The sequence below is a fragment of the Methanovulcanius yangii genome, assembly GCF_018687785.1.
Lineage (GTDB): Archaea > Halobacteriota > Methanomicrobia > Methanomicrobiales > Methanomicrobiaceae > Methanovulcanius > Methanovulcanius yangii.
Window position 1 is genome coordinate 452,555 of the sequence record NZ_LTBL01000001.1, and the last position, 24,941, is coordinate 477,495.

Annotated in this window: 23 protein-coding genes and 1 other RNA gene; 13 read left to right on the forward strand and 11 right to left on the reverse strand. The window is 51.7% G+C overall.

Annotation, left to right across the window (positions count from 1 at the left end; genetic code table 11):
- Window positions 1-10: 10 nt before the first annotated feature.
- Window positions 11-1,510 (reverse strand): phosphoadenosine phosphosulfate reductase domain-containing protein, encoded by a 1,500-nt coding sequence (locus tag AZH53_RS02340; RefSeq protein WP_319641945.1) that lies wholly within the window; start codon window positions 1,508-1,510, stop codon window positions 11-13.
- A 34-nt stretch (window positions 1,511-1,544) separates the two neighbouring features.
- On the opposite strand from AZH53_RS02340, the gene purH reads away from it, so the two are divergent.
- The 6 genes from purH (at window position 1,545) to AZH53_RS02370 (ending at window position 9,882) form a co-directional block, all read left to right on the forward strand.
- Complete coding sequence (gene purH / locus AZH53_RS02345; RefSeq protein ID WP_319641946.1) at window positions 1,545-3,032, forward strand: bifunctional phosphoribosylaminoimidazolecarboxamide formyltransferase/IMP cyclohydrolase; 1,488 nt, start codon at window positions 1,545-1,547, stop codon at window positions 3,030-3,032.
- A gap of 96 nt (window positions 3,033-3,128) precedes the next feature.
- Window positions 3,129-4,640: a 2-isopropylmalate synthase gene (locus AZH53_RS02350; protein WP_319641947.1), complete on the forward strand. Its 1,512-nt coding sequence runs from the start codon at window positions 3,129-3,131 to the stop codon at window positions 4,638-4,640.
- Entirely contained in the window at window positions 4,612-6,288 is a 1,677-nt protein-coding gene (ilvB, locus tag AZH53_RS02355; protein WP_319641948.1) for a biosynthetic-type acetolactate synthase large subunit, read from the forward strand. Before AZH53_RS02350 ends, ilvB begins: the two co-directional genes overlap by 29 nt.
- On the forward strand, window positions 6,285-6,791 hold the full coding sequence (gene ilvN / locus AZH53_RS02360) for an acetolactate synthase small subunit (RefSeq protein WP_319641949.1): 507 nt from the start codon (window positions 6,285-6,287) through the stop codon (window positions 6,789-6,791). The genes ilvB and ilvN overlap by 4 nt, the downstream gene beginning before the upstream one ends.
- Window positions 6,792-6,987: 196 nt before the next feature.
- Window positions 6,988-8,505 carry a sodium:solute symporter family protein gene (locus AZH53_RS02365; protein ID WP_319641950.1) on the forward strand — a complete coding sequence of 506 codons (1,518 nt, stop codon included), beginning with the start codon at window positions 6,988-6,990 and terminating at the stop codon, window positions 8,503-8,505.
- Between the two features lie 57 nt (window positions 8,506-8,562).
- Window positions 8,563-9,882: a protoporphyrinogen/coproporphyrinogen oxidase gene (locus tag AZH53_RS02370; protein ID WP_319641951.1), complete on the forward strand. Its 1,320-nt coding sequence runs from the start codon at window positions 8,563-8,565 to the stop codon at window positions 9,880-9,882.
- Here AZH53_RS02370 and AZH53_RS02375 read toward each other — a convergent pair.
- Window positions 9,879-10,688: an ABC transporter permease gene (locus AZH53_RS02375; protein ID WP_319641952.1), complete on the reverse strand. Its 810-nt coding sequence runs from the start codon at window positions 10,686-10,688 to the stop codon at window positions 9,879-9,881. The two genes, AZH53_RS02370 and AZH53_RS02375, sit on opposite strands and share 4 nt — an antisense overlap.
- Entirely contained in the window at window positions 10,675-11,322 is a 648-nt protein-coding gene (locus AZH53_RS02380; RefSeq protein WP_319641953.1) for an ABC transporter ATP-binding protein, read from the reverse strand. The genes AZH53_RS02375 and AZH53_RS02380 overlap by 14 nt, the downstream gene beginning before the upstream one ends.
- Window positions 11,323-11,509: 187 nt before the next feature.
- Between AZH53_RS02380 and AZH53_RS02385 the strand changes: the two genes are divergently transcribed.
- From AZH53_RS02385 to AZH53_RS02395, 3 genes are all read left to right on the forward strand, one after another.
- Window positions 11,510-12,220 (forward strand): glycosyltransferase, encoded by a 711-nt coding sequence (locus AZH53_RS02385; protein ID WP_319641954.1) that lies wholly within the window; start codon window positions 11,510-11,512, stop codon window positions 12,218-12,220.
- Between the two features lie 124 nt (window positions 12,221-12,344).
- A complete protein-coding gene (locus AZH53_RS02390; RefSeq protein WP_319641955.1) occupies window positions 12,345-12,887 on the forward strand; it encodes a ferredoxin domain-containing protein in 543 nt (180 codons plus the stop codon).
- A 13-nt stretch (window positions 12,888-12,900) separates the two neighbouring features.
- Window positions 12,901-13,971, forward strand: a complete 1,071-nt coding sequence (locus AZH53_RS02395; RefSeq protein WP_319641956.1) for a GHMP kinase — start codon at window positions 12,901-12,903, stop codon at window positions 13,969-13,971.
- Window positions 13,972-14,098: 127 nt separating this feature from the next.
- Here the strand turns inward: AZH53_RS02395 and gltA are convergent, their stop codons facing one another.
- From gltA to AZH53_RS02420, 5 genes are all read right to left on the reverse strand, one after another.
- On the reverse strand, window positions 14,099-15,445 hold the full coding sequence (gene gltA, locus AZH53_RS02400; RefSeq protein ID WP_319641957.1) for an NADPH-dependent glutamate synthase: 1,347 nt from the start codon (window positions 15,443-15,445) through the stop codon (window positions 14,099-14,101).
- Window positions 15,442-16,284 carry a sulfide/dihydroorotate dehydrogenase-like FAD/NAD-binding protein gene (locus tag AZH53_RS02405; RefSeq protein ID WP_319643625.1) on the reverse strand — a complete coding sequence of 281 codons (843 nt, stop codon included), beginning with the start codon at window positions 16,282-16,284 and terminating at the stop codon, window positions 15,442-15,444. The genes gltA and AZH53_RS02405 overlap by 4 nt, the downstream gene beginning before the upstream one ends.
- 144 nt (window positions 16,285-16,428) lie before the next feature.
- On the reverse strand, window positions 16,429-18,063 hold the full coding sequence (arcS, locus tag AZH53_RS02410; protein ID WP_319641958.1) for an archaeosine synthase subunit alpha: 1,635 nt from the start codon (window positions 18,061-18,063) through the stop codon (window positions 16,429-16,431).
- The gene (gene tgtA / locus AZH53_RS02415; RefSeq protein WP_319643626.1) at window positions 18,050-19,501 is read right to left on the reverse strand and encodes a tRNA guanosine(15) transglycosylase TgtA; all 1,452 of its coding nucleotides are present in this window, start codon (window positions 19,499-19,501) and stop codon (window positions 18,050-18,052) included. The genes arcS and tgtA overlap by 14 nt, the downstream gene beginning before the upstream one ends.
- The gene (locus tag AZH53_RS02420; RefSeq protein WP_319641959.1) at window positions 19,495-20,067 is read right to left on the reverse strand and encodes a TIGR00296 family protein; all 573 of its coding nucleotides are present in this window, start codon (window positions 20,065-20,067) and stop codon (window positions 19,495-19,497) included. Before AZH53_RS02420 ends, tgtA begins: the two co-directional genes overlap by 7 nt.
- Window positions 20,068-20,100: 33 nt before the next feature.
- Between AZH53_RS02420 and rnpB the strand changes: the two genes are divergently transcribed.
- The 3 genes from rnpB to AZH53_RS02435 all read left to right on the forward strand — a co-directional run bounded on the left by rnpB (window position 20,101) and on the right by AZH53_RS02435 (window position 21,680).
- An RNA gene (gene rnpB / locus AZH53_RS02425) (RNase P RNA component) lies at window positions 20,101-20,434 on the forward strand.
- A 92-nt stretch (window positions 20,435-20,526) separates the two neighbouring features.
- Window positions 20,527-21,063 (forward strand): hypothetical protein, encoded by a 537-nt coding sequence (locus tag AZH53_RS02430; protein ID WP_319641960.1) that lies wholly within the window; start codon window positions 20,527-20,529, stop codon window positions 21,061-21,063.
- A gap of 62 nt (window positions 21,064-21,125) precedes the next feature.
- A complete protein-coding gene (locus AZH53_RS02435) occupies window positions 21,126-21,680 on the forward strand; it encodes a CBS domain-containing protein (RefSeq protein ID WP_319641961.1) in 555 nt (184 codons plus the stop codon).
- Here AZH53_RS02435 and tpiA read toward each other — a convergent pair.
- Both tpiA and AZH53_RS02445 read right to left on the reverse strand, forming a co-directional pair.
- Entirely contained in the window at window positions 21,675-22,343 is a 669-nt protein-coding gene (gene tpiA / locus AZH53_RS02440; RefSeq protein WP_319641962.1) for a triose-phosphate isomerase, read from the reverse strand. The genes AZH53_RS02435 and tpiA overlap by 6 nt on opposite strands.
- A 57-nt stretch (window positions 22,344-22,400) precedes the next feature.
- Entirely contained in the window at window positions 22,401-22,913 is a 513-nt protein-coding gene (locus AZH53_RS02445; protein ID WP_319641963.1) for a multiprotein bridging factor aMBF1, read from the reverse strand.
- Between the two features lie 341 nt (window positions 22,914-23,254).
- Between AZH53_RS02445 and AZH53_RS02450 the strand changes: the two genes are divergently transcribed.
- Window positions 23,255-24,496 (forward strand): proteasome-activating nucleotidase, encoded by a 1,242-nt coding sequence (locus AZH53_RS02450; RefSeq protein ID WP_319641964.1) that lies wholly within the window; start codon window positions 23,255-23,257, stop codon window positions 24,494-24,496.
- Between the two features lie 7 nt (window positions 24,497-24,503).
- Here the strand turns inward: AZH53_RS02450 and AZH53_RS02455 are convergent, their stop codons facing one another.
- Window positions 24,504-24,938, reverse strand: a complete 435-nt coding sequence (locus tag AZH53_RS02455) for a DUF5804 family protein (protein ID WP_319641965.1) — start codon at window positions 24,936-24,938, stop codon at window positions 24,504-24,506.
- Between the last annotated feature and the right edge of the window lie 3 nt (window positions 24,939-24,941).

A 24,941-nucleotide genomic window follows, 5' to 3' on the forward strand; every position in this document is an offset into this window, starting at 1 on the left:
TAATCTATTATTATCGCTTAATTTTGATTTTATGCTCTTTTACGAGTTCAACCATTTTTGGGGGGAGGGTGTCCCACCGCCATAATCCACAGCGAAGCGCATCTTCGGTCATGCCTTCCCTCCCTCCATATTTCCTTAACATTGTATCCCATTTCTGGTATTTTTCCGGAAGTTTTTCCCGTGCAATTCCTGTTTCTGCCTCCAGCATCGCAGGACACATCCAGCATCCGACCCGTTCGAGACCCTGTTCATAAAGTGGGTTGACCGGAAGTTCCCTCCACCAGATATAAAGAAATACCTCAAGGGCTCTCCAAGCCCGGATAGGTGATATGTTAAGCTGATTCGGATTGAACGGATTCTCAATCGCCCCGGGAAGGGTAGAACGTGCAAAGGATTCATACCAGCGGTTTCCCTGTACTGTTACACATGGGCCCCGCGTCTGGAGCCATCTGCTCACCGGCTCAAGCTTCAGATATTCACAGCACCATCTGCTGTCTTTCTTAGGAAGACCGTGGATCTCCAGCCCCTTTTGAAAATCCGGCCCCGAGAGTATGGTCGGTATGTCAGTTTCGCGGACAAATTGTACAGTCTCCGGAAATTCCATGCCGGTGTCAACAAAATAGCTCTCTGTAACTCCTGCCCGTCTGGCAAGTTCATGAACAACGGTCGAATCCTTACCCCCGGAGAAGGAGACATTACATGTCTGTCTGTCATTCCGGTGGTATTTGATGAATCTGATGGCGTGTCGTTCCAGGTTCTTCAGGTGGGGTTTATTGCACCTGATTGCATCCTCCCATGAAGGATTCTTCCATGATTCCGGTTCGACAGGGCCAATCTTTTTGACACGGAGGGTTCCGCTGTTATATATTCCTGTGCCATAGAGGAGTCCGGATTTCAAAATGACGGGACCGTCATCGATATCACAGGGAATGGAAATTTTTTTCCCGCCAATACGTCGTTTGCCCCCCTTCTTCACTTCATCGGTGATATCCACAACGCCGTCCCGGATCTGATCCAGGACCGTGGCAAGACCCTCGGATGTAATCTCGATGGAATATTCACGGGTAAAAGGATCAAAGGTCAGCCATCCGAACCTTCGACCATTCATAATAATCAGATCATTTCTGTCGAGACCGCCGGTTTTATTGAAGAGAATGATCTCCGGAAGGCGTTCTATGCCAAAGCGTTTCTTCAGGAGATCCAGTATCAGGTTTCTATCATGTGACAGCGCAGGCCTGACATCATATGGTTTGAGAAGCGGCAGCTCTTCTCCTCTGGTGCCGCATCCGCATGTACGGGCGATAAGAGGGACATTGCATTCAGGACACCAGTAAATGCTCTGCCGGAATATGGGTTCTCTCACCAGTATATCTATGGCACATGAGTAAAATAAATCCGTGGATGCTGCATCCGAAATGAATTCCTCCTCCCGCTGGTGAGGGGGCATCCTCCCGGAAGAACCCACTGTCGGTCGCATAATTTTTACTGTCGGACTGGTGGAGATCGTCATTAATCTTTTGTTATTGTGTGCGCAATAAGGAGGCATGAAAAATGCACTCCTATCAGTATGGGATAAGACGGGACTTGTCGACCTGGCCCGTATTCTTGCCGAACACAATATAAATATCATAAGCTCGGGGGGCACAGGAAAGGCTCTTTCAGAAGCCGGTATCGAATTTACCGAAGTGTCGGAATATACCGGATGGCCGGAAATGATGGATGGACGGGTTAAAACGCTCCATCCGAAGGTGCATGGCGGGCTGCTTGGCAGGCGGGGGAAGGATGACGATGAGATGTCACGCAACGGCATTGAGCCCATTGATCTCGTCGTGGTTAATCTCTATCCGTTTGAAGAGATGGCGGCCTCCGGCCTCCCGCTCGATGAACTCGTGGAATATATCGACATAGGAGGGCCGGCAATGATCCGTGCCTCGGCAAAGAATTTCCGCGATGTTGCTGTGGTTATGGATCCCTCCGATTACCCACTAGTAATGGATGCCGTCAAACGCGGTGAATTTAGTGCGGATGAACGTCTCTCTCTCGCAAAGAAGGTATTTGCCCGCACCGCATCCTATGACGCGGCCATATCCAACTATCTCTATGGTCTCGAGAGTGAATTCCCTGAAGTTCTGACAGTACAGCTCCGTAACGGCCGGACACTCAGGTATGGAGAGAATCCCCATCAGAAGGCTGCAGTCTATGGTGACAAAGGTATTGCCGTCCAGATTCCGATTCAGGGCAAGCAAATGTCCTATAACAATTATCTGGATGCGGATGCTGCGGTCGGCCTGGTCCGGGAGTTCGATGTTCCGGCAGCGGTGATCGTCAAGCACAACAATCCATGCGGTGTTGCCGTCGGCGCCAGTCTGATTGAAGCGTACGTAAGAGCGCGCGAGGTTGATCCGGTCTCTGCATATGGTTCGGTTATCGCGATGAACAGGGAAATCGGCGATGATGTGGCAGAAGAAATTGCTTCAACATTTGTTGAAGTGGTAATCGCACCGTCCTACACCGAATCTGCCCTGAAAATAATGTCGAAGAAGGAAAACATGCGTATCCTTTATGTTCCTGAGAATGAGCCGGCCGATGCACTCCGCTCCATTGACGGGGGGGCGCTGGTTCAACGGACTCCGGAGATGTATGCAGAAGAGTGGCAGGTAGTGACCGAGCGGGAACCCACATCGCAGGAGATGGAGGCAATGAAACTCGCATGGAAAGTATGTAAACACACCAAGAGCAACACGATCATCTTTGCTGATTCTGTGGCAACCCTCGGTATTGGAGCAGGTCAGATGAGCCGGGTTGATGCTGCAAAGATTGCCGTGTCCAAGGCAAACGCCCCACTGAACGGATCGTCGGTTGCATCAGATGCATTTCTCCCGTTCCCCGACGCCCTTGAAGAAGCGGTAAATGCCGGTGCAACCGCTCTCATTCAGCCAGGAGGTTCTATCAGGGATGATATTGTCATCAAAGCCGCAAACCGCCTGAATGTCGCGATGGTCTTCACCGGAACCCGGCATTTCCGGCATTAAATTATATTTTTTTTACCGATTTTGGCTGTATCCTCATTGAAGCCAACTTTTAAGAAGAGGTTTGAAGAATATAGGTACGGGTGAGAAATCCTATGAGTGAGTGCTTTATTATTCGATAAGCTACGCTTTTTTGACACTACCCTGAGAGATGGGGAACAGACACCTGGTGTCACCCTTAATCCTGAACAAAAATTTGAGATCGCTTCTTCTCTGGCTGATATCGGAGTCCATGTTGTAGAAGCTGGCTCTGCAGCCGCATCTGAAGGTGAACTGGCGGCAATCCGGCGTATCACGGAAGCAGGACTTGGCATTGAGTGCTGTACGTATGTACGGGCGCTTGAGCAGGATATTGACCTTGCAGCGGATGCAGGCGCAGACTCTGTCCACCTTGTTGTGCCCGTAAGTGATCTTCATATCAGGGAAAAATTACGAAAGGACCGTGAACAGATCCGTACGATGGCAGTGAAGGCCGTCGAGTATGCAAAGGATCGTGGCCTTATCGTTGAACTCTCCGGTGAAGACGCATCACGTGCCGACCAGACATATTTGCGCTCCCTTTTTAGGGAAGGTGTTGAGCATGGAGCGGACCGGTTGTGTTTCTGCGATACGGTAGGTCTTATGACTCCCGAGAGGGCGGGAGAAGTGATCCCTCCGCTTTTATTTGCGCCACTAAGTATCCATTGTCATAACGACCTTGGCTTTGCTCTTGCGAATACCATTGCAGCCCTGAAAGCTGGCGCATCGTGTGCACATGTTACTGTCAACGGCCTGGGAGAACGCGCCGGCAACACGCCTTTCGAAGAAGTGGTGATGTCGCTGGAAGTATTGTATGGCGTCTCGACAGGGATCAAAACAGAGCATATATACCAGCTATCCACGCTTGTATCAAGGTTGACGGGCATCGCATTGCCCGCCAACAAAGCGATCGTGGGCTCGATGGCATTTACCCATGAATCTGGCATTCATGCCCATGGGGTACTGAAGAATGCAAAGACCTACGAACCAATCCCGCCCGAACGTGTCGGACGTAAGCGGCGGATCGTTCTCGGGAAACATTCCGGAAGTGCTTCAGTTCAGGCATCGCTTCAGGAACTTGGATATCAGGTGAACGCTGAACAGCTTGCGGCGATAGTCAGGCGCATCAAGGCTCTTGGGGATGAGGGTAAACGAATCACCGATACGGATCTCATGACGATTGCCGATGCCGTTCTTCAGATAGAATGTGCTCCGGTCCTTAACCTCAGGCAGTTTACGGTGGTCTCAGGAAACCGTTCCATACCGACCGCTTCGGTTACCATGTCTGTCAACAACATGGAAATTACCGGTGCATCAACCGGAAACGGTCCCGTTGATGCGGTCATCCGGGCCCTTCGTGAGTCGGTCAGCGGGGTTGGTGATATCGTCCTTGAGGATTATCATGTCAGTGCCATTGAAGGGGGGACCGATGCCCTTGTTGATGTAACTGTTAAATTGAGTAAGGACGGTAAATTATTAACATCCCGCGGAGCGCGCACCGATATAATCACAGCAAGTGTCGAGGCGGTCGTTGCAGGGATGAATCGTTTATTGAGGGAAGACAATGAAAAGCGGGGCAAAGATTCTCTTTGAGAGCCTGGCAAAAGAAGGAGTCGACACCATATTCGGATATCCTGGTGGTTCGGTCCTTCCTATTTATGATGAGCTCTATGACTCTGATATCCGCCATATCCTTGTTCGTCACGAGCAGGCTGCAGTCCATGCAGCAGACGGATATGCGCGGGCAAGCGGGAAAGTCGGAGTCTGCCTCGCTACTTCCGGTCCCGGAGCCTGCAATCTGGTTACGGGTATCGCGACGGCCTATATGGATTCAACACCGGTTATTGCTATCACCGGGCAGGTGCCAACCTCCCTTCTGGGGAGGGATGCCTTTCAGGAGTCGGATATAACGGGGATCACTCTCCCCATCACAAAGCATAATTATCTGGTTCCCCGCACCGAAGAGCTGGGGCGTATCATCCATGAGGCATTTTATATTGCCGGTTCCGGGAGGCAGGGGCCGGTTTTGGTTGATCTGCCGAAGGATGTAACGACCGGCACCGCTGACTATGATATGGAATCGGACTCTCTGGTATCATTAAGGGGATACCAGCCGACCCTGCAGGGACATCGCCTAATGATAGAGAAAGCCATACAACGGATTGCCGTGGCTGACCGTCCGCTGATTTATGCCGGCGGAGGGGTTATCTCGTCAGGTGGATCTGAGGATCTCGTCCGTTTCGCTGAAAAATGGAATATTCCGGTGACCACGACGCTGATGGGTCTGGGGGCCATCCCCTGTGATCATCCGCTCAGTCTGGGTATGCTTGGAATGCATGGCACGGAATATGCGAATTATGCTGTGACGGAATGTGATCTCCTGATTGCCGTCGGGGTCCGGTTTGACGACCGTGTCACCGGGAAGGTCGAAGCCTTTGCCCCGAATGCGGATATCATTCATATCGACATCGATCCTGCCGAGATTGGCAAGAATAAACGGGTGGATATTCCCATCGTCGGAGATGTGAAGATTGTCCTCAGGCAGATGCTTCATGAAGATAATCATGAGAGTGTGCCGCGCCAGTGGAATGAACGAATTGAGCAGTGGAAGCGTGATTTCCCGACATCCTATCCGGATGATGGGAAACTCCGGCCTCAGTTCATTGTAAAGGAACTCTCGGATATCCTGGATGGCAGGGGCATTATTGTGACCGAAGTCGGGCAGAATCAGATGTGGGCTGCCCAGCATTTCTGTTTCCGCCGTCCACGCCAGTGGATATCCTCCGGCGGCCTTGGGACGATGGGGTATGGATTCCCCGCCGCAATTGGTGCGGCGGTTGCATGTCCTGGTGAGCCGGTGTTTGATATCGCAGGAGATGGCAGTTTCCAGATGAATATCCAGGAACTGGCAACGGTGGCCCAGTATAATATTCCTGTGAAGATCGCCGTCCTGAATAACCAGTATCTGGGTATGGTCCGGCAGTGGCAGGAGCTCTTCTATGAGAGGCGCTATTCCTATACCGAACTTACTCCTGTAGACTTTGTCAAAGTGGCGGAGGCCTATGGCGTCCCGGGACTTCGGGTGGATCGCCCGGAGGACGTTCGCCCGGCATTTGAAGCGGCTCTGGCTGCGGACGGGCCGTTTGTGCTGGATTTCCGTATCGAGAGAGAGGAGAATGTGATGCCGATGGTACCAGCAGGAGCTGCCATCAATGAGATGATACTGGGGGAGAGGAAATGAAACCACATACGCTGAGTATCCTCGTTGAGAACAAACCCGGTGTTCTCTCACGGGTTGCCGGTCTCTTCACCAGACGTGGATACAACATCGAGAGTCTTGCAGTCGGGACTTCTGAAGAACCTGATATGAGCCGGATTACCGTCGTGTCCATTGGCGATGACGAGGCGATCGAGCAGATTAAAAAACAGCTAAATAAACTCATTGAGGTGGTGAAGGTAACGGATCTCACCTATGTTGATCACGTTGCCCGTGAAATTGCCCTCATCAAGGTGCAGGCAGAACCGGGAAGTACGCGAGCGGAGGTGATGCAGCTTGCCGATCATTTCCGTGCTCGCATCGTGGATGTCGGAAAGAAGACGGTGATACTTGAAGTAACCGGCGACACCTCGAAAATCAATGCCCTTGAGAGTCTTCTCGATCAATATGGAATAAAGGAGCTTGTGAGAACCGGAAAAATCGCAATGCCGCGTGGTTCAAGGGCCGGCGCTCCAAAATCCCGTTAATCTCTATTTTTTTTCAGGTTCAAAGGGCCAGAACGGGCTCTCGGAGCGATTATGTTATATGTTAGCATGCTACATACTAGCATAGTGAATATGTTCGGACTGCCAATGATTACAATAGCAATGGTCTCTGCCGGTATTGGGATTAGTCTCCTTGTGCTGATCTGGTGGGGATTGCATTTCAAGGGGGTTGAGACAGATGACTGATGTCCTTACTATAGGCATTATCGTGCTCTATGGGCTTCTTCTCATAGGGATAGGAAGCTGGGCATCCAAGAAAATTCATTCGACCGAGGACTATATTCTGGCTGGCAGGTCACTCGGATTTTGGGTTTTTACCATTCTTATGGTTGCCTCCGTCTGTTCCGGAATGACGCTTGTCGGTGTGAGTGGGTTCGGGTTTGCCTCGGGATGGCCGGGAATTTGGGAACAGATCTTCGTTCCGCTTGCCGCATCCTTTGCAATAATCGTCTTTGGTGCAAAACTCCATGGAATATCCCGCAAGACCGGCTATATGACCGTTGAGGATTATCTCGCACAAAGGTTTGAGAGCCCCCGTGCGGTGAGGGGGCTTGCCGCCGCCTCCGGAATCGTGGTTTCTCTGATCTACCTCGTTGGCCAGTATACGGCAATCAGCATCGTACTGGTCTGGCTATTCGGGATCTCGCATATCACTGCACTTATCATTTCTGCCATTGTGATAACTGTATATACTGTGATTGGCGGATTGTATGCGGTCTCGTGGACAACCCTGATTCAGGGCGCCATCCTGATCGTCGGGGTCATTGTCATGGCACCCCTCGTCATTCTCTCGGCAGGCGGTCTGACGCATATTAATGAAGTTCTGGCAACACTTGACCCGAATATGGTGATGCCGTACTACCCGTCTCCCGCTTATGCAGCCTATGCATACTGCACTCCCGAATTCTTATTCTCGTTCGGGATACTTCTGATGGTTGGCCTTGCCTGCGCACCGCACGTTATCAACAACGTCCTGGCAGCAGAAAAGGCGAGGTTCTTCAAATGGTCTCCATTGATCGCATTTGCCATCTATGCCGTTGTTATGTTCCTGGTCAAATTTGCGGGATTTGCCGTACGTGTTCTGGTTGAAGAGGGAAAACTGGTCCTTCCGTCGACCGTCAACGCACAGGATTTTGCATTCATGTACGGGGTTGAATATGCCTCTCCGAACGTGTTGGTATGGGCATTCTTTGCGGTCATCGTTCTGGCCGCCGTCATGTCGACGACGGACCGGTTGATGCTTACCATAGGTACGATGTTCTCGTGGGACATCTTCAAAAACCTGTTAAAGCCAGACGCAACGGACAAACAGGTGCTCCGGGTCAGTCAGGTCTGTGTGTTCCTGGCAGCTGCAGTCTCACTTCTGCTGGCCATCAATCCTCCGGAAATGCTTGCATGGCTGATCTGGATGGGAATCGGTGTGATGCTTGCGACGTTTGCCGTTCCGCTGCTTGCGGCTCTCTACTGGAGGCGGGCTACCGCCTATGGTGCAATTGCCAGCATGGCCGCCGGCCTGATCTCTGCCGGGTTCTTTGCCTACATCCACCAGTTTGTTACGAAGCTCCCGGTTCATTTCAGTCTCTACGCCCTCGTCTGTTCAATCCTTGCGATGATCATTGTCAGTCTCCTGACCAAACCGGTCAGTGAGGAGACCCTTGATCTGACCCATACCGGATGGTATATTCAGCCCCGCTGATTCATCCGTTCTATTTTTTCCGTTGTCATTTTGTGGTGTGAAGTAAAACTAATCTGTGTGACGACAGCAATACTTGGCGGCGGCCTGACCGGTCTAACCCTGGCACGGCTTCTGCAGGAAAAGGGGGAGGATGTCATCGTCCTTGAACAGGAGGAGGCAATAGGGGGTCTGTGCCGTTCCCATACCGGGGACGGGTATACATTTGACATCGGGGGATCCCACATCATATTTTCCCGTGATGTCGAGGTTCTGGCATGGATGAGAGAGGTTATCGGGGAGAACCAGGACGAGCGGGAGCGTAACACCAAGATATTCTATAAAGGATCGTATGTAAAATACCCGTTTGAAAACGGACTCTCCCAACTTCCCGAAGAGGACCGTTTCTTCTGTATCAATGAATTTGTCCGGACACTGATTGAGGCGGAGAAGGGAACCCTGCCGGCTCCTCAGAATTTCCGGGACTGGATCTACACGACATTCGGAAAGGGAATCGCTGAATGTTATATGGTTCCCTACAACGAGAAGATCTGGAATTATCCGACCGAGAAGATGTCATATCATTGGGTGGATGGCCGTATCCCCCGGCCTCCGGTTGAGGATATCATACGGTCGGCGATAGGGATTGAGACGGAAGGATATACCCATCAGTCGGTATTTTCCTACCCTGTCACTGGTGGTATCGAGGCCCTGATAGGAGCCGTAGCCGCCCCGGTACAAGAGCGCATCCGCACTGGATTTAAAGTAACATCGGTGACCCGTGACGACGATGGTGCATTTCTGATAAGCGATGGGCGCGAGAATATCCGGGCAGAGAACTGCATCTCGACCATTCCACTGCAGCATCTCCTTCCGTGCCTTGCCGCCGTTCCGGAGGACGTGATGAGTGCCTGTACCGCACTTCGATATAATTCCCTTGCCTGTATCTGTCTGGGAGTGCGCGGGGATGTCGCCCCCTATTCCTGGCTTTATATACCTCAAAAAGAGCTGGGTATGTTTAACCGGATCTCATTTCCCTCGAATTATTCGACAGAGGTGGCCCCGGAGAATTGCAGTTCCATCCTCGCCGAAATCACTTATAATGACGGGGATGCCGTCTCGAATATGCCTGACGACGAACTCATCAGCCATACCGTCGACGGCCTGACAGAGATGGGGCTCCTCACTCCATCCGATGTTACCTACGCTTCGGTCTTCAGGCAAAAATTTGCCTACGTGGTCTATGATCTTGAATATCAGGACAATGTCGTCGTCGTCCGGAATTTTGCGGAATCAATGGGTATTCAACAGGTTGGAAGGTTTGCGGAATTCGAGTATCTGAATATGGACGGATGCATCCGGCATGTGTTTGACTTCATAGAGAAGCTAAATCCGGATTAAATTCTCTCTCTTTTTACGGGACCTGAGAACATATCTTCTTTGATTAACCCGAATTCATCAAATCCTATGATGGTTGTAGCATAAATTGCAAGGGTAACGCAGATGACGGTCGAGCTATAGATGGCGATGAGAATTGAGATCTGATATTTTATCGCAATTACCGGCGAAAGACCGGCGATGAGCTGACCAGTCATCAGACCCGGGAGAAATACGATACCCATCACTGCGATGTTTCCAAGGGATGGCTTGAGAGCAGATGCAAGAGCTTCCCGGAAATACGGCATGAGCCCCTCCATTTTTGTTGCACCAAAACCGAGGCTCGAGAGGTATCTGTTTTGATTGCGGTGGAGATTCCGGGAAAAATTGTTGATAGCAACGATGGTGTTGCCCAAAGAATTGCCCAGAAGCATCCCGGCGATGGGAATGAGAAGTTGTGCTGCCAGAATCGTCTCATTTTCCAGAACCAGTACCTGAAAGTATAGCAGTATGCTCATGGTACCGGCTGCAAATGCAATCATCGTTGGCGCATACATCAGTCGCAATGATAGCCGTTCCTTTCTTACGGCTTCAAATGCCGCAACCCCGATCATCAGGAGAAGCCAGAGCACATTGAGTACCGCGTTGTCGATCTCAAAGAGCACGGTCAGATAGACACCTGCGAGTGAAAGCTGTATGACCATCCGTCCCATGGCGACCATGGATTCCCTGAGCATGGGAAGCCGAATGCGCCAGATGACGATAGCGGGCACTACCAGGAGGAGAAATGCAAAGAAGAGGCCCGGAATTGATATATCAGGCGTCTGCATGCCCCGCCTCCTTCAGAGGCACTGATCTAACGCCGTCCTGAATCCAGCAGGTATCGTGTGATACTACCAAAATCGTCCATTCATCGCGGGAAAGGAACAGATTTGCAACTCTCTTTTTCATCGTCGGGTCAAGAGCGGAGGTCACCTCGTCAAGAATATAGATGGTGCGCTCAAGAAGAAGGGCAATTATGATTGCGATCCTCTGTTTCTCTCCACCGGAAAGATCCGTAAACCTCTTTGAAAGGATGCTCTCATCGAGTTCCAGTTCATGCAACAGTTGCGGTAATTTTTCAATATACGAGATCTTCTCATTTGCTTCGAATGAAAAAATATCGTCGATCATCTTCGAAACAAGATCTTCCCCGATATCCGTGTCCTGTGAGATATATGCCACTTCACGGCGTGTTGTGTGTATGGTAGATGAGAGAATGTGTTTCTCCCGGTAATAGACGGTCCCCGTTGTTGGGTGGGAAAATCCGGGTATCATCCTGAGAAGAGTACTTTTCCCTTTGCCGGAGGGGCCCTTCAGGAGGACCTTGTCACCCTTTTTGACTGTGAGATTAAATCCGGTGAGAAGAGGTATGGCTCCAAAGGCAATACTGACGTTCTCATATCGGAAAATTTCTTCTGCCATGAAGACTGGCCCCCCTCCCTGCACCATTCTATGCAGCACATCGTGATAAACATGGTGGAGATTGTATAAAACACAGGAAACGGAATGATTGCACATCATCGGAGGGGGAGGATACAATTTCAAGTAATTGAAAATTCAATAGTATAGCAGGGCAATTCGTCTGTCCACAAGTTCCTGGTAGAATTCTATGAAAGTATCTGTTGTTGTTCCGACCTACAATGAAGAGGCCAATATTGCCCGGTGTCTTACATCCCTCAATGACCAGACGATGCCGCGGGATATGTATGAAATCATCGTGGTCGATGGAAATTCGAAGGATCGCACCCGTGACATTGCGAAGCCGCTTGCGGATCATGTCATTATCCAGAAGCGAAAAAAGGTGGGTGGGGCCAGAAATGACGGGTTTGACCTTGCATCCGCTGAGTTCGTGGTGACGACCGATGGTGACTGCATCTTTCCCCGGGAATGGCTGGACGTAATCTTTGATGAGTTTTCCCGCAGGCCTGACGCCGTGACCCTCTATGGGCCGGTCTTTCCCATAGAAAAAGGATTGAAAAATTACCTTTCCCTGGTGCTCGCAAACACGTTTTCGCGGCTGGGGTACTATTCCCATATGCTCTACTATACCCTTGGGGCAAATACGGCTTTTCGGCGTGATGCGTTTCTGGAGGCCGGAGGATACCGTGTCTCGGATGCCGGGGATGATCTGGAGATTGCCCGAAGAATGAAACTTCTGGGAAAGGTCGTGTTCATCTCCCGAATGAAAGTGGGCTTCTCCATGCGGCGATATGATCAGTATGGCGCTCTCAAATCCATATATGAATGGCTCTATATCGTCTGGAAAGGCGGAGATGCAGATAAATACAGTTACACACAGCGGGAATACAATAAGAAATAACCTCATTTTTTTTCGGCGGTTTCAACGAGAGAGCTGCGATATCCAATCATTCATATCAGCAGAAATCGTTTTACCCGGCGATGTAATACGATCCTTTAAGTTTATTGTATGTAACCTGTATTCCATGAATCCCGAAGAGCGTGCAGTCGCTGCGGTGGCCGATATGATGGCACTCTCCGCCCGTACAGCACCCAAAGGGAAAGGTGCAGATTCGATCAGAATCCGGGTGAAGCAGGGATCAGATATTGCCGTCCTTTCCGCTGAGATGCGCTCTATTGGAGAAGAAATGGGCATAGGATTCTTCATCCGTGACGCCGGGAATGTCGAGGCCTGTGATGCCTGTGTCCTGATCGGCTGTGAAGGAGGCACCAATCTGGGGTTGAACTGCGGGGGATGTGGATTTCAGACCTGTGCCGCTATGAAGGAGGAATATCAGGCATCCATATCGGGGGCGCCATTTTCCGGACCGAATTGTGTTATCAAGATGGCGGACCTCGGAATCGCGGTCGGATCGGCAGTAAAAACCGCTTCGATACATAATGTGGATAACCGCATCATGTACTCTGCAGGAGTCGCTGCCCTGCGTCTGGGATGGCTGGACACATGTTCCGTTGCATATGGAATACCCCTGAAGGCAGGGGGCAAGAATATTTTCTTTGATCGGTAGGAGCTGGAGATTAATGGCACGAATGACGATACGTGGTGGGGATCTGGATCTCGTAGAGTACGATTTTTCTCCGTTTCCACCGGGAGAGCACATCAATACGCTTGGGTACGACTGCAGGGACCGGGTGTCCCCGTGCAAGGGCCCGGTTACGGTACGGGTCCCGGCACGTATTCACTCGTCGGTTCTTGACATGAACCGGTTTGCTCCCGATCATCCAGGCGGAGGAGGAATTGGGTTTGCCATCAGGATATATGGCGAGGCAACGGTGCGGTGTACGCCCTCCGATGTAAAGATTAATTATTCAAGGATCCCGATGCTCAGGCATCTCGTTGCGGTCATGAAAGCAGTCACGGGGTATTCCGGTGGATTCATCATCGACGTCGTGGATCATGAGCGAAAGCATGTCGGCCTCGGCTCGACGGGAACGGTACTCATTGCCGTTGCACATGCCATCAATGTCGCACTCGGCACTCCCCTGACCAGGGAACAGGTCCGGCTGCTGGTCGGCCACAATTATGTGGAGGAAACTGCATCGGGGGATGTCGTCGGCGGATTTGAAACCGGTGTCGGCCCTGCGGCCGTTACCTACGGCGGCATGGCGGTGATGGGTGATGAACTGACTCTCGTATGCCAGCACTCTTTTGCGGGGGACAAGAATGTGTTCATCATCATTCCGCCGATGGAGGCGGATGTTGCCGGAGAAAGCGAGTTCCATATCCTTATGAACCGTGCCCGGAGTCTTGATTACCGTGACCGGGAGCTGAAGGCATACCTGATCATGATGGATCTGATTCCCGCACTCGTGAAAGACGATCTCCGGCGAATCGGGGATGTGATCTGGGAGATTGAATTCAGAGGTTCGAAAAGGGCGGAGGTGGAGCACAATTCATTTGAAATCTACCAGTACATGGCAAAACTCCGCGAGGCGGGGTTCGAGTTTGTTGGAATGAGTTCCGTCGGGCCGTCTATATCCGTTATCACTGAAAAATCCCGTGAGGAACTCGAAGCCGTGATTGAACAGTTCGGACTTGATATCGCCATCGAGACGCAGGTCGACAACGAAGGCATACAGATCATCAGATGATTGCCGCCATATTAACCCGTTTCATTTTTATTTTATGGTCCCTCTGCAAAATGCACCCCCGTTTTTGGGATGGGGCGTGGTGGGAACATATTCGAAAAAAATGGTGTGATTGTCAACCGGGTTATTCCTATTCAGCAAGCATGCGATTTATTGACTGAGCCGCCTTTTTCGCAGATCCCATTGCCCATATGACGGTTGCGGCACCGGTAGCAATGTCGCCTGCAGCAAAGACATGCGGGATGGATGTCCTGCCGTCGTCATCAACCACAATATTTCCTTTCGGGCCGCGTTCGAGGCCCGGGATAAGGCCGGAGAGGAGAGGGTTCGGTCCCTGACCGATGGCTTCGACAACCATGTCGACATCCAGCGTGAAGTGGCTCCCGTCACCCTCAGACGGACGGGGGATGGGTCTGCCGCCTGCGTCGAGTTCGCACATATCCATCTTCACGCATTCGACACCGCGGACCTCCGGTCCGCCGAGGATACGCACGGGGTTGGCACAGCAGACCATTTCCACTCCTTCCTCGACAGCATTATGTACCTCGTCGGCGCGGGCCGGGAGATCTTCTTCCCGTCTGCGGTAAATCAGATACACCTTTGCGCCGAGACGACGCGCGACCCGTGCAGAATCCATCGCCACGTTTCCTCCACCGACGACAGCCACGCGGCTCCCCCTCATAACGGGAGTATCGTAGTCCGGGAACTGGTCTGCGTGCATCAGATTGACGCGAGTCAGGAATTCGTTCGCTGAATAGACACCGTTGAGGTTTTCTCCCTCGATTCCCATGAAATATGGAAGACCCGCACCGGTGCCGATGAACACGGCATCATAGGAAAGCAGGTCGTCGACCGGAACGCTCCGGCCGACGACATGGTTCAGTTCAAGGGTAGCACCCATTGCAAGGACCTGATCGATCTCGAACTCAACGATGTCCTTGGGCAGACGAAATGCCGGTATGCCGTAGGTGAGTACCCCTCCTGCTTTATGGAGGGATTCGAATATGGTCACGCTGTGACCGGCCCGGGCAAGTTCGGATGCAGCGGTGATGCCTGCAGGTCCCGAACCAACAACCGCCACCCGTTTTCCGGTGGGAGACGCCACATCAGGCGATTCGGCACCGTTATCCCGTTCCCAGTCGGCAATGAACCGCTCAAGGGCACCAATGCGCACAGGCTTCCCTTTTTTTGACATGATGCAGGAACCCTGGCACTGGTTCTCCTGGGGGCAGACTCTGCCGCAGATTGCAGGGAGCATGTTATCCTTTTTGACAATCCTTGCCGCCTCGCGGAAATTCTCATGTGCGATGGCACTGATAAATGCGGGGATGTCGATGCAGACCGGGCAGCCCTGAACGCACATTGGTCGTGGGCACTCCATACAGCGAAGGGCTTCCAGTACTGCGGTCTGTTCGGGAAGACCGGTATCGACTTCTCCGAAGTCATGGATTCTTTCCTCAGCCGGCCGGCGGTTCATTTCCGTTCACCGCATCTGCACTTGTGTTCATGATATCGCTCCAGCGATTCCTTTTCCTGCCCGGGATAGATGCGCTGACGGTTCATCAGTTCATCCCAGTCGACAAGATGGGCATCGAATTCCGGACCATCGACACAGGCAAATCTGGTCTCTCCTCCGACGGTAACGCGACACGATCCGCACATTCCGGTACCGTCCACCATAATCGGGTTGAGACTGACAAATGTGGGGATTCCCGCTTCCCTTGTTGCCATCGAGGTGATCTTCATCATAATTGCAGGGCCTATGATCCAGACGGCGTCGACTGCCTCTTCGGCCACCATCTTCTTGAGGATATCTGCAGGAAACCCATGATATCCGTAACTTCCGTCATCCGTGCAGACGACGAGCTCGTCACAGGAATCCCTCAATTCGTCCTCGAGGATCAGGAGCGATTCATTTCGTGCGCCGATAATACCGGTGACCGTGTTGCCGGCATCCTTCAGGGCGCGTGCAAGGATTGGCAGACAGGCGATCCCGACACCACCGCCGATGACCGCACACCGCCCCCAGTCCTTTACCTCAGAGGGAACGCCGAGAGGGCCGGCGATATCCTGAATATAATCACCCGTTGTAAGGTCCGCAAGCTGAGTTGTGGTCTTGCCCACTGCCATAAAGACAATGCGGACGTTTTCCCCGTCAACTGCCGATATGGTCAGGGGAATGCGTTCCCCCTTTTCATCGATTCGAATGACGACAAACTGGCCCGCCTGCGCATTGAAAGAGACATGAGGCGCGTTGATCCAGAATTCGTAAATATTTTCCGCGATTTTTTCTGCTTGCTGAATTTTATACACCAGGAATCATCCCCACTGGTTGAAGATCAATGATGGCATATATTTTGGACGGCACGTAACTTATAGTATTACGTATATGCGCATCAGTCGAATTGGGGGCGGGGAAGAAAAGATGGAGGTCCGTTTTTTTTCCTGGATGAAGGTTTTTCAGGATTTTTGAACCTTGCGTGTTTTTACTGCAATGCCACGGCCGGATTGTATCATCTCTTCTGCGCCCATTACCGCCTTTCCAGCCCCCCATGCACGAGGTCCCCTGACCTGTACTTCGTCACCTGCCCTGATTGCGGGGTCCGCTGTTGTGACTCCCGGCGCAAGAACATCTCCCTGGGGAATGAAATCATCGATGGTTACCGTGTAGGCATCCCCCAGCACTTCCCATCCCTGCAGGGTTGGACGGAAGAGTCCCGTGGTCTCGTCGATGCTGAAGAGCTGTTGTTTTCCTTTGAGTACTTTGCGGCGACCCATTCTGCCTTTGATCATCATCCCCTTTGTATTGATATCACGACCAAACTGCCAGCTGAGGGTACCCTGAATGATATTATGGCTCATCCTTCGTTCTCCGGTAAGAGATTCATCAAGGTCTCTCAATGATTCAGTGCCGGTCGGGCGCCCATGGCAGGTGCATTCAAGATCGATTCCCACGGTATCAGCCGCTGCCTGTGCGATGCTCAACGTATCTCCTTCCAGGTGGGCAATGACCCTCCTGTACCCATGGTGCCGGAGGTAGCGGGCGAGGATTTTGGTGACAAATGCCTGTTCTTCGCGGTCCCAGTACCCGGTTACGGGAACGTCATAATGTCCCGCCGGGTACATGAGCTCAAGCTCTCTTGGAACGACACCCAGCGGGGAGGTGATGATGACCTCATGGGCACGGTCCTGTATTGCCTTCTGGAAGGACCGGTGACTCTGCGACTGGGAATATGGCTTTCGGGCGGAACAGGGGAGAAGAACGGCGACATCGGTGCGCGTGGGGACGAATCGCGATGTAAGGCGGTCTGCAAATCTGGCAATCTCGGCACGGTTCATGGACTCTCCCGTGTTTGCCATCATTGCGGATGAACGAACTGCCGGAAGCCACGGTTCAACCTGATCATATGCGGTATCAAGATGACGGAGGACCGATACCTGCCAGGCCTCGGTCCTGCACCGTTTTTCAATAAGCTCGCGCAGTTGCCCCCTGCGGAAAAACCAGCCTGTCATGGCAATCTCCGTATCGAGAGCCAACCGGTTGTGCAGGTGGAGATCTCCGGTCCGGCACCCTTCGCATTGACAGATTGAGGAGGCGAATGCTTCTTCTGCGGGCATTTCTCCATCCGTGGTGCAGAAGATATTCTGAATGCTTTTCAGGTCAACAGCCCGGTAGTCGAAGAGATCAAATCCGGAATACACCATTGTTGCAACGTTGGACGGGAGTCCTGCCGCGGGCGCATACCACGCAATACCGGGCGGTGTCAGTTTCCTGAACTCAAGAAGAAGTTCAACATATTGCCGCGGATTTCCCCGCAGAATATGCCAGCCAGCCACAACTCCCACACCCGAAGAAGGCAGGATTTCTTTCATTCCAGGCCCGATGATGGCAAAATCCTCAAAATCGACAGCATACCGTTGTGCAAGCGAATCCGGTGCCGTTACCGGAATGTTGGATAACGGATGGGAGGAAAGCGACGGGAACAGATCGGTGGGATCGACGACTGCAGGTGTCCTGATCATCAATCCGGCGTCAGACGTAAGTTTACCCTCGCGGGCGAATCCGTCCCGTGCGGTAACCTCAAATGCATACATATCTGTCCTCCAGTCCCTTCAGGGATTCATGCAGCGTGGAAATCCATCTTTGAGGACAGGAGATGGAAAATTGCGTTTCGGTATTGTATTCGATATATCTGCGGACACCCTGAAGACCTGCCTTTACCATTGGTTCGTCCCAGGCGGGAATTTCACTCTGTCCGATGGGAAACGTCTCAGCCATCTCCGATGGATAGATGCCAAAGGGAGGTTTGAACTGTACCACCGTGTCTGTATCACCGGATACCATCTCATTCATTGCGATGTGGCATGTTGCGCCGGGCACGAATCTAAGACATGCCGAGTGATACCGGATGACTTCGGTGCGCATGCACGACTCGTCACCGCGATAAAAGAACCGTCGTTTGGATACCCGGTCCCGTTCGACCAGATCGGAGGAACGGCTCAGGAGTTCGCGATACCCCTCAAGAAGTCGCGGGTGGCTGCGGCACCGCTCGTCAACGACCTCCCACAGCGTTCCGTCGATGATTGCCTGACGGATCCGGGCTATCTCGGCAAGACTCACGGAGAGGTTGTGCATGGCAAGAAGACGCTCCTTGTCCGGTGATTTTTTCAACTCCTCAACGGTATGGGTCCGGCACACCTGACATGCACAGGGAAGTTCCTGAAGTTCGTTGAGTTTCAGGCTTCCTGACGTGGTCATATACCTGCCTTCTCTTGCATAGAGTGCATACGCCGCAGAGTCGAAGACGTCGCATCCCATTGCTGCTGCGAGGGCAAACATCGCCGGGTGCCCGGCACCGAAGAGATGAATGCAAGATGAAGGATTGAGGCGCTGTTTTGCCGCCAGGACAACCTGAACAAGTTCTTTGTACCGGTAATTCTCCATCAGCGGTACAACAGCGCCGATGGGACAAAAGGTTGCACCGGTTTCATTCACTCTCACCGCTGCATCCGCACGCAAATCCGGGAATATGCCGCCCTGCACCGGTGCCGCAAGATGACCATCATCGATGATGGTCATTGCCTCGGTGATCCTCTCCATGGTGGTGGATAGCTCTTCTCTGGCTCCTTCATAGTCTCGGTCCGGAGGGGTGGCGATGTCCATCGGAACTATGATCTCGCTTCCTATCGCTCTCTGAAATTCTACCGTCTCTGTATTGGAAAATGCGACATCGCCGTATACCGACTGCTGGAATGCCCCTGAGTCGGTCATGATGATGCCGTCAAATCCGAGGACCTCATGCAGACCCTTCTCCAGAGCTGATTTCCTGAACTCAACGCTTTTCGAGAAAATATATGCGTTGGTTATCAGTGCCTCAACTCCCATCTGTTGCATTTCTGAAGGGGTAATGAGCTGTATGTGAGGGTTGATCACCGGAAGCAGCAGGGGAGTCCGTGCGATTTTCTCTCCGACTTTCAGGCGTCCCGTTCGCGCCCAGATATCTTTGTGTAATGCCTCGAATGAAATCACGATATTTCCTCGTTTTCTGAAAAAACCTCTCCCTGAAAGGAGAATAGTTCAACATCATGGCGTCTCCATGAACCGGGGGGAAGTCCTGCCTTCAGGCAGGTATGGTCAAGAAATTCCTCTTCGTCCCATCCGTACTCTGTAGCGACCTGTGGGAGGAGAAGACCGCTCCTCCCCGCACCGGATATAATCAGGCCGTCCCGTCCCGCCTTTATGCAGCGTGGTCGTTCCTCAGGAGCGCAGAGGACCGGTTCCGGTTCTGTGAGTATCGTCACTTCGACCAGGATCCTGTCCAGTTCTTCGGGCCGGACCGGGGGAAATCTGGGGTCATTGAGTGCGGCAGAGAGTGCCGCTTCACGAATTCCTTCGCGCAGTGACCGCACCGGAGTGGGAAATCCGATACATCCACGCAGTTCTCCACGGATGGTGAGGGTTACAAACACCCCTTTCATCGTTTCAAATGAAGGGGGGAGCGCGGGATATTCTGAAGATTTTTTTGCGATGTGGTCTTCAAGCACCGCCCGTGCATACCTGACAGCCGTTTTCCCCTCACTTCCGGCAATCCCGTCCATGCCCATATATATGGCCGGATACAATATTAATAGGAGAGGGAGTGTGCGGCTGACGGTGGCACTTTGTGCTGCTGAGGAAAGTCCCCACACCATCCGGACGCGTAGCCGCATGCAAGTGCGGGTGGCGAGAGTCACGGCTCTGGCACAGAAACGACACGTCCTGCCGATAGCAATGATGCGACTGAGCCTTCGGGCGAGAAGGTCTTCGGGCCGAGTTAACTCGCTGAGTGGACCGGCAGGGAACGGTGGAACGGTGAATCCCTACGGGTGCAAGTCAGAACAGGGCATAACGGTGTCCGGGCCGGCCCGGGTATGGCGCGTAGCTGAATGCCGCATAGAAACAGAATGGGGCTTACTACTCCCACTCCTCTTTATCGAATACCTGCTCCGGCAGCTATGGGCTCCTCTTCTTCAGAAACAATATATGGTTTGCAGGGAAGTCTTTATCCAGAGGTTTCCATGGACGTTGAGGAGCAATTTGACATCTACATTTCGCGCATATCCGAAGATATTCACCTGAATGAGGATACAGCACACTGGATCGCCCTTATGTTGATTGCATTCAGAATGGACCTTTTTGACCGGACGATCAGCATGGCTGACAAATCTCAAAGGGCACTGGGGAAAGTGGCGGACATTCCCGTGCAGGTGGCAAAAGCAATTGCGATTATACGTGAGGAGGCCATTCAGAAGGTCTCTTCCCAAAAGACCATACGTTCAAGTTTTGACTGGGATGGGCAGGATTCGTCGAGGGATGAATTTGTTGCCCGGGAATACGAATCCGTGACGAGTTCGTTCGAGCCGCCGGAACGCGACCTTCTCATCGTCCCTCTCTCCGATGAAGAGATTCCGGCTCCTGATGCGTATATGAGAGACAATGCACTCATTCTCCTGTATGGTGTAGCAAGGGCTGGTTCTCCTCTTGATGCACAGGCTCTTGAGGAGCATTTAAGGGATTATCTGGTACAAAGGCTGGAATTGTACGATAACGAATAATTACCATTGATCGTAATAATTATTCAAATTTTATCGCGCAGATATACTCGTGGGTAATTTATATGAATGTCCCTTCTCCTGATGAATTAAAAGAGCTGCGAAAAAAGGTCGGGCTGACACAATCCGACGTGGCTGAGCGGGCAGGATTGTCCCAGTCAATGGTTGCGCGTATAGAATCGGGCTCCGTTGACCCGAGAGTAAGTACCCTGAAACGAATCGTTGATGTCCTCAACAGTGCTCAGCGCTCTCTGGTGACTGCAAAGGATCTTATGCATGCTCCGGTCATCTCTGTTTCACCAGTGGACACGATCGTAAAGACCGTTGCAAAGATGGAGGAACACGGAATTTCCCAGCTTCCCGTACTTCAGAAAGGTGTTCCGATTGGCTGTATATCAGAATCTGCGATTATTGCTGCGATGGAGGAGGGAAAAATCAGCCGTTCCATGAAAAATACCGTCTCGGATATCATGGAGGACGGGTTTCCCACGGTCTCCCCGTCCGTCGATATCGAAACCGTCGTCCATACCCTCCATTACCATCATGCTGTTCTTGTTATGGAAAAAGGGCAGGTAACCGGTGTCATCACCAAACACGATCTGATTACCCTTCTCTCATAGAAGAGAAACCAGGTCTTCCAGCACTTTTTGTGGATTTTCGGCTTTTACAACCCCTGATGCGAGAAGAACGCCGTCGGTTCCGAGCTCCACGGCAATCTTTACGCATTCTCCGGTACTGATCCCTGCGCCTGTCAGAACACGGACATCAGGATTGACGGATTTTACCGCCTCCACCGTTCGTTCAATGATCCCCGGGTCTGTTTTGGATACGGAAACGCCGCTTCCAATCAGTTCCGGTGGTTCGATTGCAATATATGATGGTGAAAGTGAAGCGGCGGCGGCACTCGTGGCAGCATTATTCGTGCAGACGACACTTGCAAGGTGAGCATCCCGGGCTGCAGTTACCGCCGCGTCGATATCTGCCAGGGTGAGCCGCCGTTCTGAGTGATTGATCAGCGTCCCTGTTGCTCCCGCTTCCTTCACCGCCTCCGCGAGAATCCCCCCGGTATGCGCTCCCGGTGTTATTCCATCAATATGCTGTGCATACACCGGAAGGCTGTAATGATGAGAGATGGGGTGGATATCCATATAGCAAGGTGCAAGCGCGATGGGGATCCCGCTTTCCTGCGAGACGATTTCAGCACTTTGTGCAATTTTGTGGGCTTTATGACCAAATCCTTCGCGATAGGATTTGAAATTGATGAGAATGAGTGGGGATGACATTCGATACCTCCTCAGGTAACTGTTCCTGATGGATAAAAAGAGGTTGTAATGATATAGTTATTTTTTGCTCTTTTTGATGGTTATGACATCACCGAGTGTGGTTTTCATTGAGGATCCCTTCATCTTTTCAATATCGGTATCAACCGATTCAATCAGTGTAATTTCAAGGGATTTCTCAATCTTTTTCAACACATTGTCCTCCGGCAGAAAACCGGTCTCAATCTTTTTGATGAGATTTTCCTTCTCTTTGATGTCAAGAGCCAGATCCTTCTGCGACCAGCCTTTCTTCATCCTTGCTTCACGAACAAGCTCGCCGAAATTGTCCACCACTTCGCCCTGCATCATATCGAAAACGTCACGCGGTCTGCGCCTCTGTTGAGACACCGGTTTCCCGGCGGGTGGTCTGGCACCGGGAGATGCCGCCCGAGGCGGCCTCTTGATTTCCGTTCCGAGTTTTGCACATTTTGGGCAGACCCACATCTTTGCCCCCCCAATCTGGACAAGAATGGGCTCTCCCCTGACCTGACAGCCGCAAACTTCACATTCTGACATAGATATCGCTGAATACATTTCTACACTGGCAGCTAAATAAGTATTCGATATCGGTAAGGGGGTCGGCATGGTATGCCGGATGGCAGAAATCAGCGATTATCATCTCCGGCATCGATGACAGATGCAAACGGATAATTTCCCGGAAGTTCCCGCCGAAGCATGAATAATAAGAATTTCTGTTATGGATTGAAAATATACGGGCAATTATCAGATATTAGCACACTTCTTACCGACAGAAACAAATTATATATAAAGAACGTTATCCAATACAGATATCAGACATGATGCAGGAAAGTGTGTTCTCTCGTAGATGAACAAGACTGGCCTTACGAATATAATGCATCATATGGGGAAATAGTATGAGCGGGAATGCAGGGGGTGAAGACGATTCCAGAAACGAGGAGGAACTCAAGCAGTATCTCCTCGACAGGATTGCCCGGCTCGAAAGTCGGAATATGGAGCTGAAAGAGCATGCACGTCAGCTCGATATTGAAAAGAAAAACATCGAATCCCAGAAAATCAGGTATGAGAGGGAGATCAGAAAACTGAAAAGTGAGATAGAGAAACTGAGAAGTCCTCCACTCGTTATAGGGACGGTAAGCGATATTATTGACGAAGGGAGAGTGATTATCCAGAGCAGTGCGGGACCCCGGTTTATGGTCCGGGTCTCCAACTATGTGAAGCCGGAGGACATTAAGCCCGGCCTGAGGTGTACTCTCAATCAGCAGTCGCTGACCATTGTTGAAGTTCTTCCCGAGTCATTCGACACCCAGATATATGGTATGGAAGTCGTGGATTCACCCTTCGAAACATATGATGATATCGGAGGTCTTGAAGAGGAGATCCGCGAGATTAAGGAAGCAGTGGAATTACCATTGACCAAACCGGAACTTTTTGAATCCGTAGGGATCTCACCTCCCAAGGGAGTACTTTTATACGGACCTCCGGGAACCGGAAAGACCCTCCTTGCCCGTGCCGTCGCTCATGAGACGCAGGCACATTTCCTCAGGGTCGTCGGGTCAGAGCTGGTCCAGAAATACATCGGCGAAGGCGCCCGTCTTGTCAGGGAGCTCTTTGAGCTCGCCAAGAAGAACTCTCCATCGATCATATTCATCGATGAGATCGATGCCATCGGAGCAACGCGGACGGAGGGGACGACATCAGGTGATCGTGAGGTCCAGCGAACCCTGATGCAGCTCCTCGCAGATATGGACGGGTTTGACAGCAGGGGAGATGTCAAGGTGATCGGGGCAACCAACAGGATTGATATTCTGGATCAGGCATTACTCCGGCCGGGGAGATTTGATCGCATCATTGAAATCCCGCTTCCCAGCAGTATCGGGAGGCGATCCATCCTTGAGATTCATTCGAAATGCATGAACCTCGATGAGAGTGTGGATCTGCTGGAAGTGGCAGAACTTACCGAAGGGAAGAATGGATCCGAGCTTCGCGCCATCTGCACGGAGGCGGGAATGTTTGCCATTCGGGCAGAACGGAGCAGCGTCTTCCAGAGTGATTTTATCAAAGCAATAGACAAGGTGAGTTTCGACATATCCCACCACCCGAAATTCAGTAATTATGACAGCGCGATGTTCGCGTAATCAATAATTACCATTCTTCTTCACTGCAACGGGCCCTGAATGTGGTATCCTTGCCTTCTGAAAATTCTTCAATGATATTTACTGCACTGTCAGGTGATATCGCGAGGCGCTGCACAAGAGTACCGTTTGAAATACCAAAGATGATCTCATGATCCCAGTCCTGATGGACTGACTCCTCCCGGCCATAGATGATCTGTGCATATCCTGTGGTGCAGATGACATGATTCGAGAGGATCAGGAGTGGGACCGCAACATAGCGTTGCAGGTACCACTTCAGCTCGGATACGAGAGAGAGGGCGCTGCCCAGGGTTGCAATATCAATACAGACCCCCCAAGGAGTCTTTGTCGGATGATAAAAGCGAAGAATACCCCTGCTTGTCTCGGAATCCCGCAGCGTTGAATAGAGGTCTGTTCCCTCTTTCTGTACAAGCAGAAGTCTCATGAT

Excerpts from the sequence above, each read along its gene's own strand:
- AZH53_RS02340 (WP_319641945.1), bottom strand. The coding sequence starts at position 1,510 with ATGACGATCTCCACCAGTCCGACAGTAAAAATTATGCGACCGACAGTG.
- purH (WP_319641946.1), top strand. The coding sequence starts at position 1,545 with ATGAAAAATGCACTCCTATCAGTATGGGATAAGACGGGACTTGTCGAC.
- ilvB (WP_319641948.1), top strand. The coding sequence starts at position 4,612 with ATGAAAAGCGGGGCAAAGATTCTCTTTGAGAGCCTGGCAAAAGAAGGA.
- ilvN (WP_319641949.1), top strand. The coding sequence starts at position 6,285 with ATGAAACCACATACGCTGAGTATCCTCGTTGAGAACAAACCCGGTGTT.
- AZH53_RS02365 (WP_319641950.1), top strand. The coding sequence starts at position 6,988 with ATGACTGATGTCCTTACTATAGGCATTATCGTGCTCTATGGGCTTCTT.
- AZH53_RS02375 (WP_319641952.1), bottom strand. The coding sequence starts at position 10,688 with ATGCAGACGCCTGATATATCAATTCCGGGCCTCTTCTTTGCATTTCTC.
- AZH53_RS02380 (WP_319641953.1), bottom strand. The coding sequence starts at position 11,322 with ATGGCAGAAGAAATTTTCCGATATGAGAACGTCAGTATTGCCTTTGGA.
- AZH53_RS02385 (WP_319641954.1), top strand. The coding sequence starts at position 11,510 with ATGAAAGTATCTGTTGTTGTTCCGACCTACAATGAAGAGGCCAATATT.
- AZH53_RS02390 (WP_319641955.1), top strand. The coding sequence starts at position 12,345 with ATGAATCCCGAAGAGCGTGCAGTCGCTGCGGTGGCCGATATGATGGCA.
- AZH53_RS02395 (WP_319641956.1), top strand. The coding sequence starts at position 12,901 with ATGGCACGAATGACGATACGTGGTGGGGATCTGGATCTCGTAGAGTAC.
- gltA (WP_319641957.1), bottom strand. The coding sequence starts at position 15,445 with ATGAACCGCCGGCCGGCTGAGGAAAGAATCCATGACTTCGGAGAAGTC.
- arcS (WP_319641958.1), bottom strand. The coding sequence starts at position 18,063 with ATGTATGCATTTGAGGTTACCGCACGGGACGGATTCGCCCGCGAGGGT.
- AZH53_RS02420 (WP_319641959.1), bottom strand. The coding sequence starts at position 20,067 with ATGGACGGGATTGCCGGAAGTGAGGGGAAAACGGCTGTCAGGTATGCA.
- AZH53_RS02430 (WP_319641960.1), top strand. The coding sequence starts at position 20,527 with ATGGACGTTGAGGAGCAATTTGACATCTACATTTCGCGCATATCCGAA.
- AZH53_RS02435 (WP_319641961.1), top strand. The coding sequence starts at position 21,126 with ATGAATGTCCCTTCTCCTGATGAATTAAAAGAGCTGCGAAAAAAGGTC.
- tpiA (WP_319641962.1), bottom strand. The coding sequence starts at position 22,343 with ATGTCATCCCCACTCATTCTCATCAATTTCAAATCCTATCGCGAAGGA.
- AZH53_RS02445 (WP_319641963.1), bottom strand. The coding sequence starts at position 22,913 with ATGTATTCAGCGATATCTATGTCAGAATGTGAAGTTTGCGGCTGTCAG.
- AZH53_RS02450 (WP_319641964.1), top strand. The coding sequence starts at position 23,255 with ATGAGCGGGAATGCAGGGGGTGAAGACGATTCCAGAAACGAGGAGGAA.
- AZH53_RS02455 (WP_319641965.1), bottom strand. The coding sequence starts at position 24,938 with ATGAGACTTCTGCTTGTACAGAAAGAGGGAACAGACCTCTATTCAACG.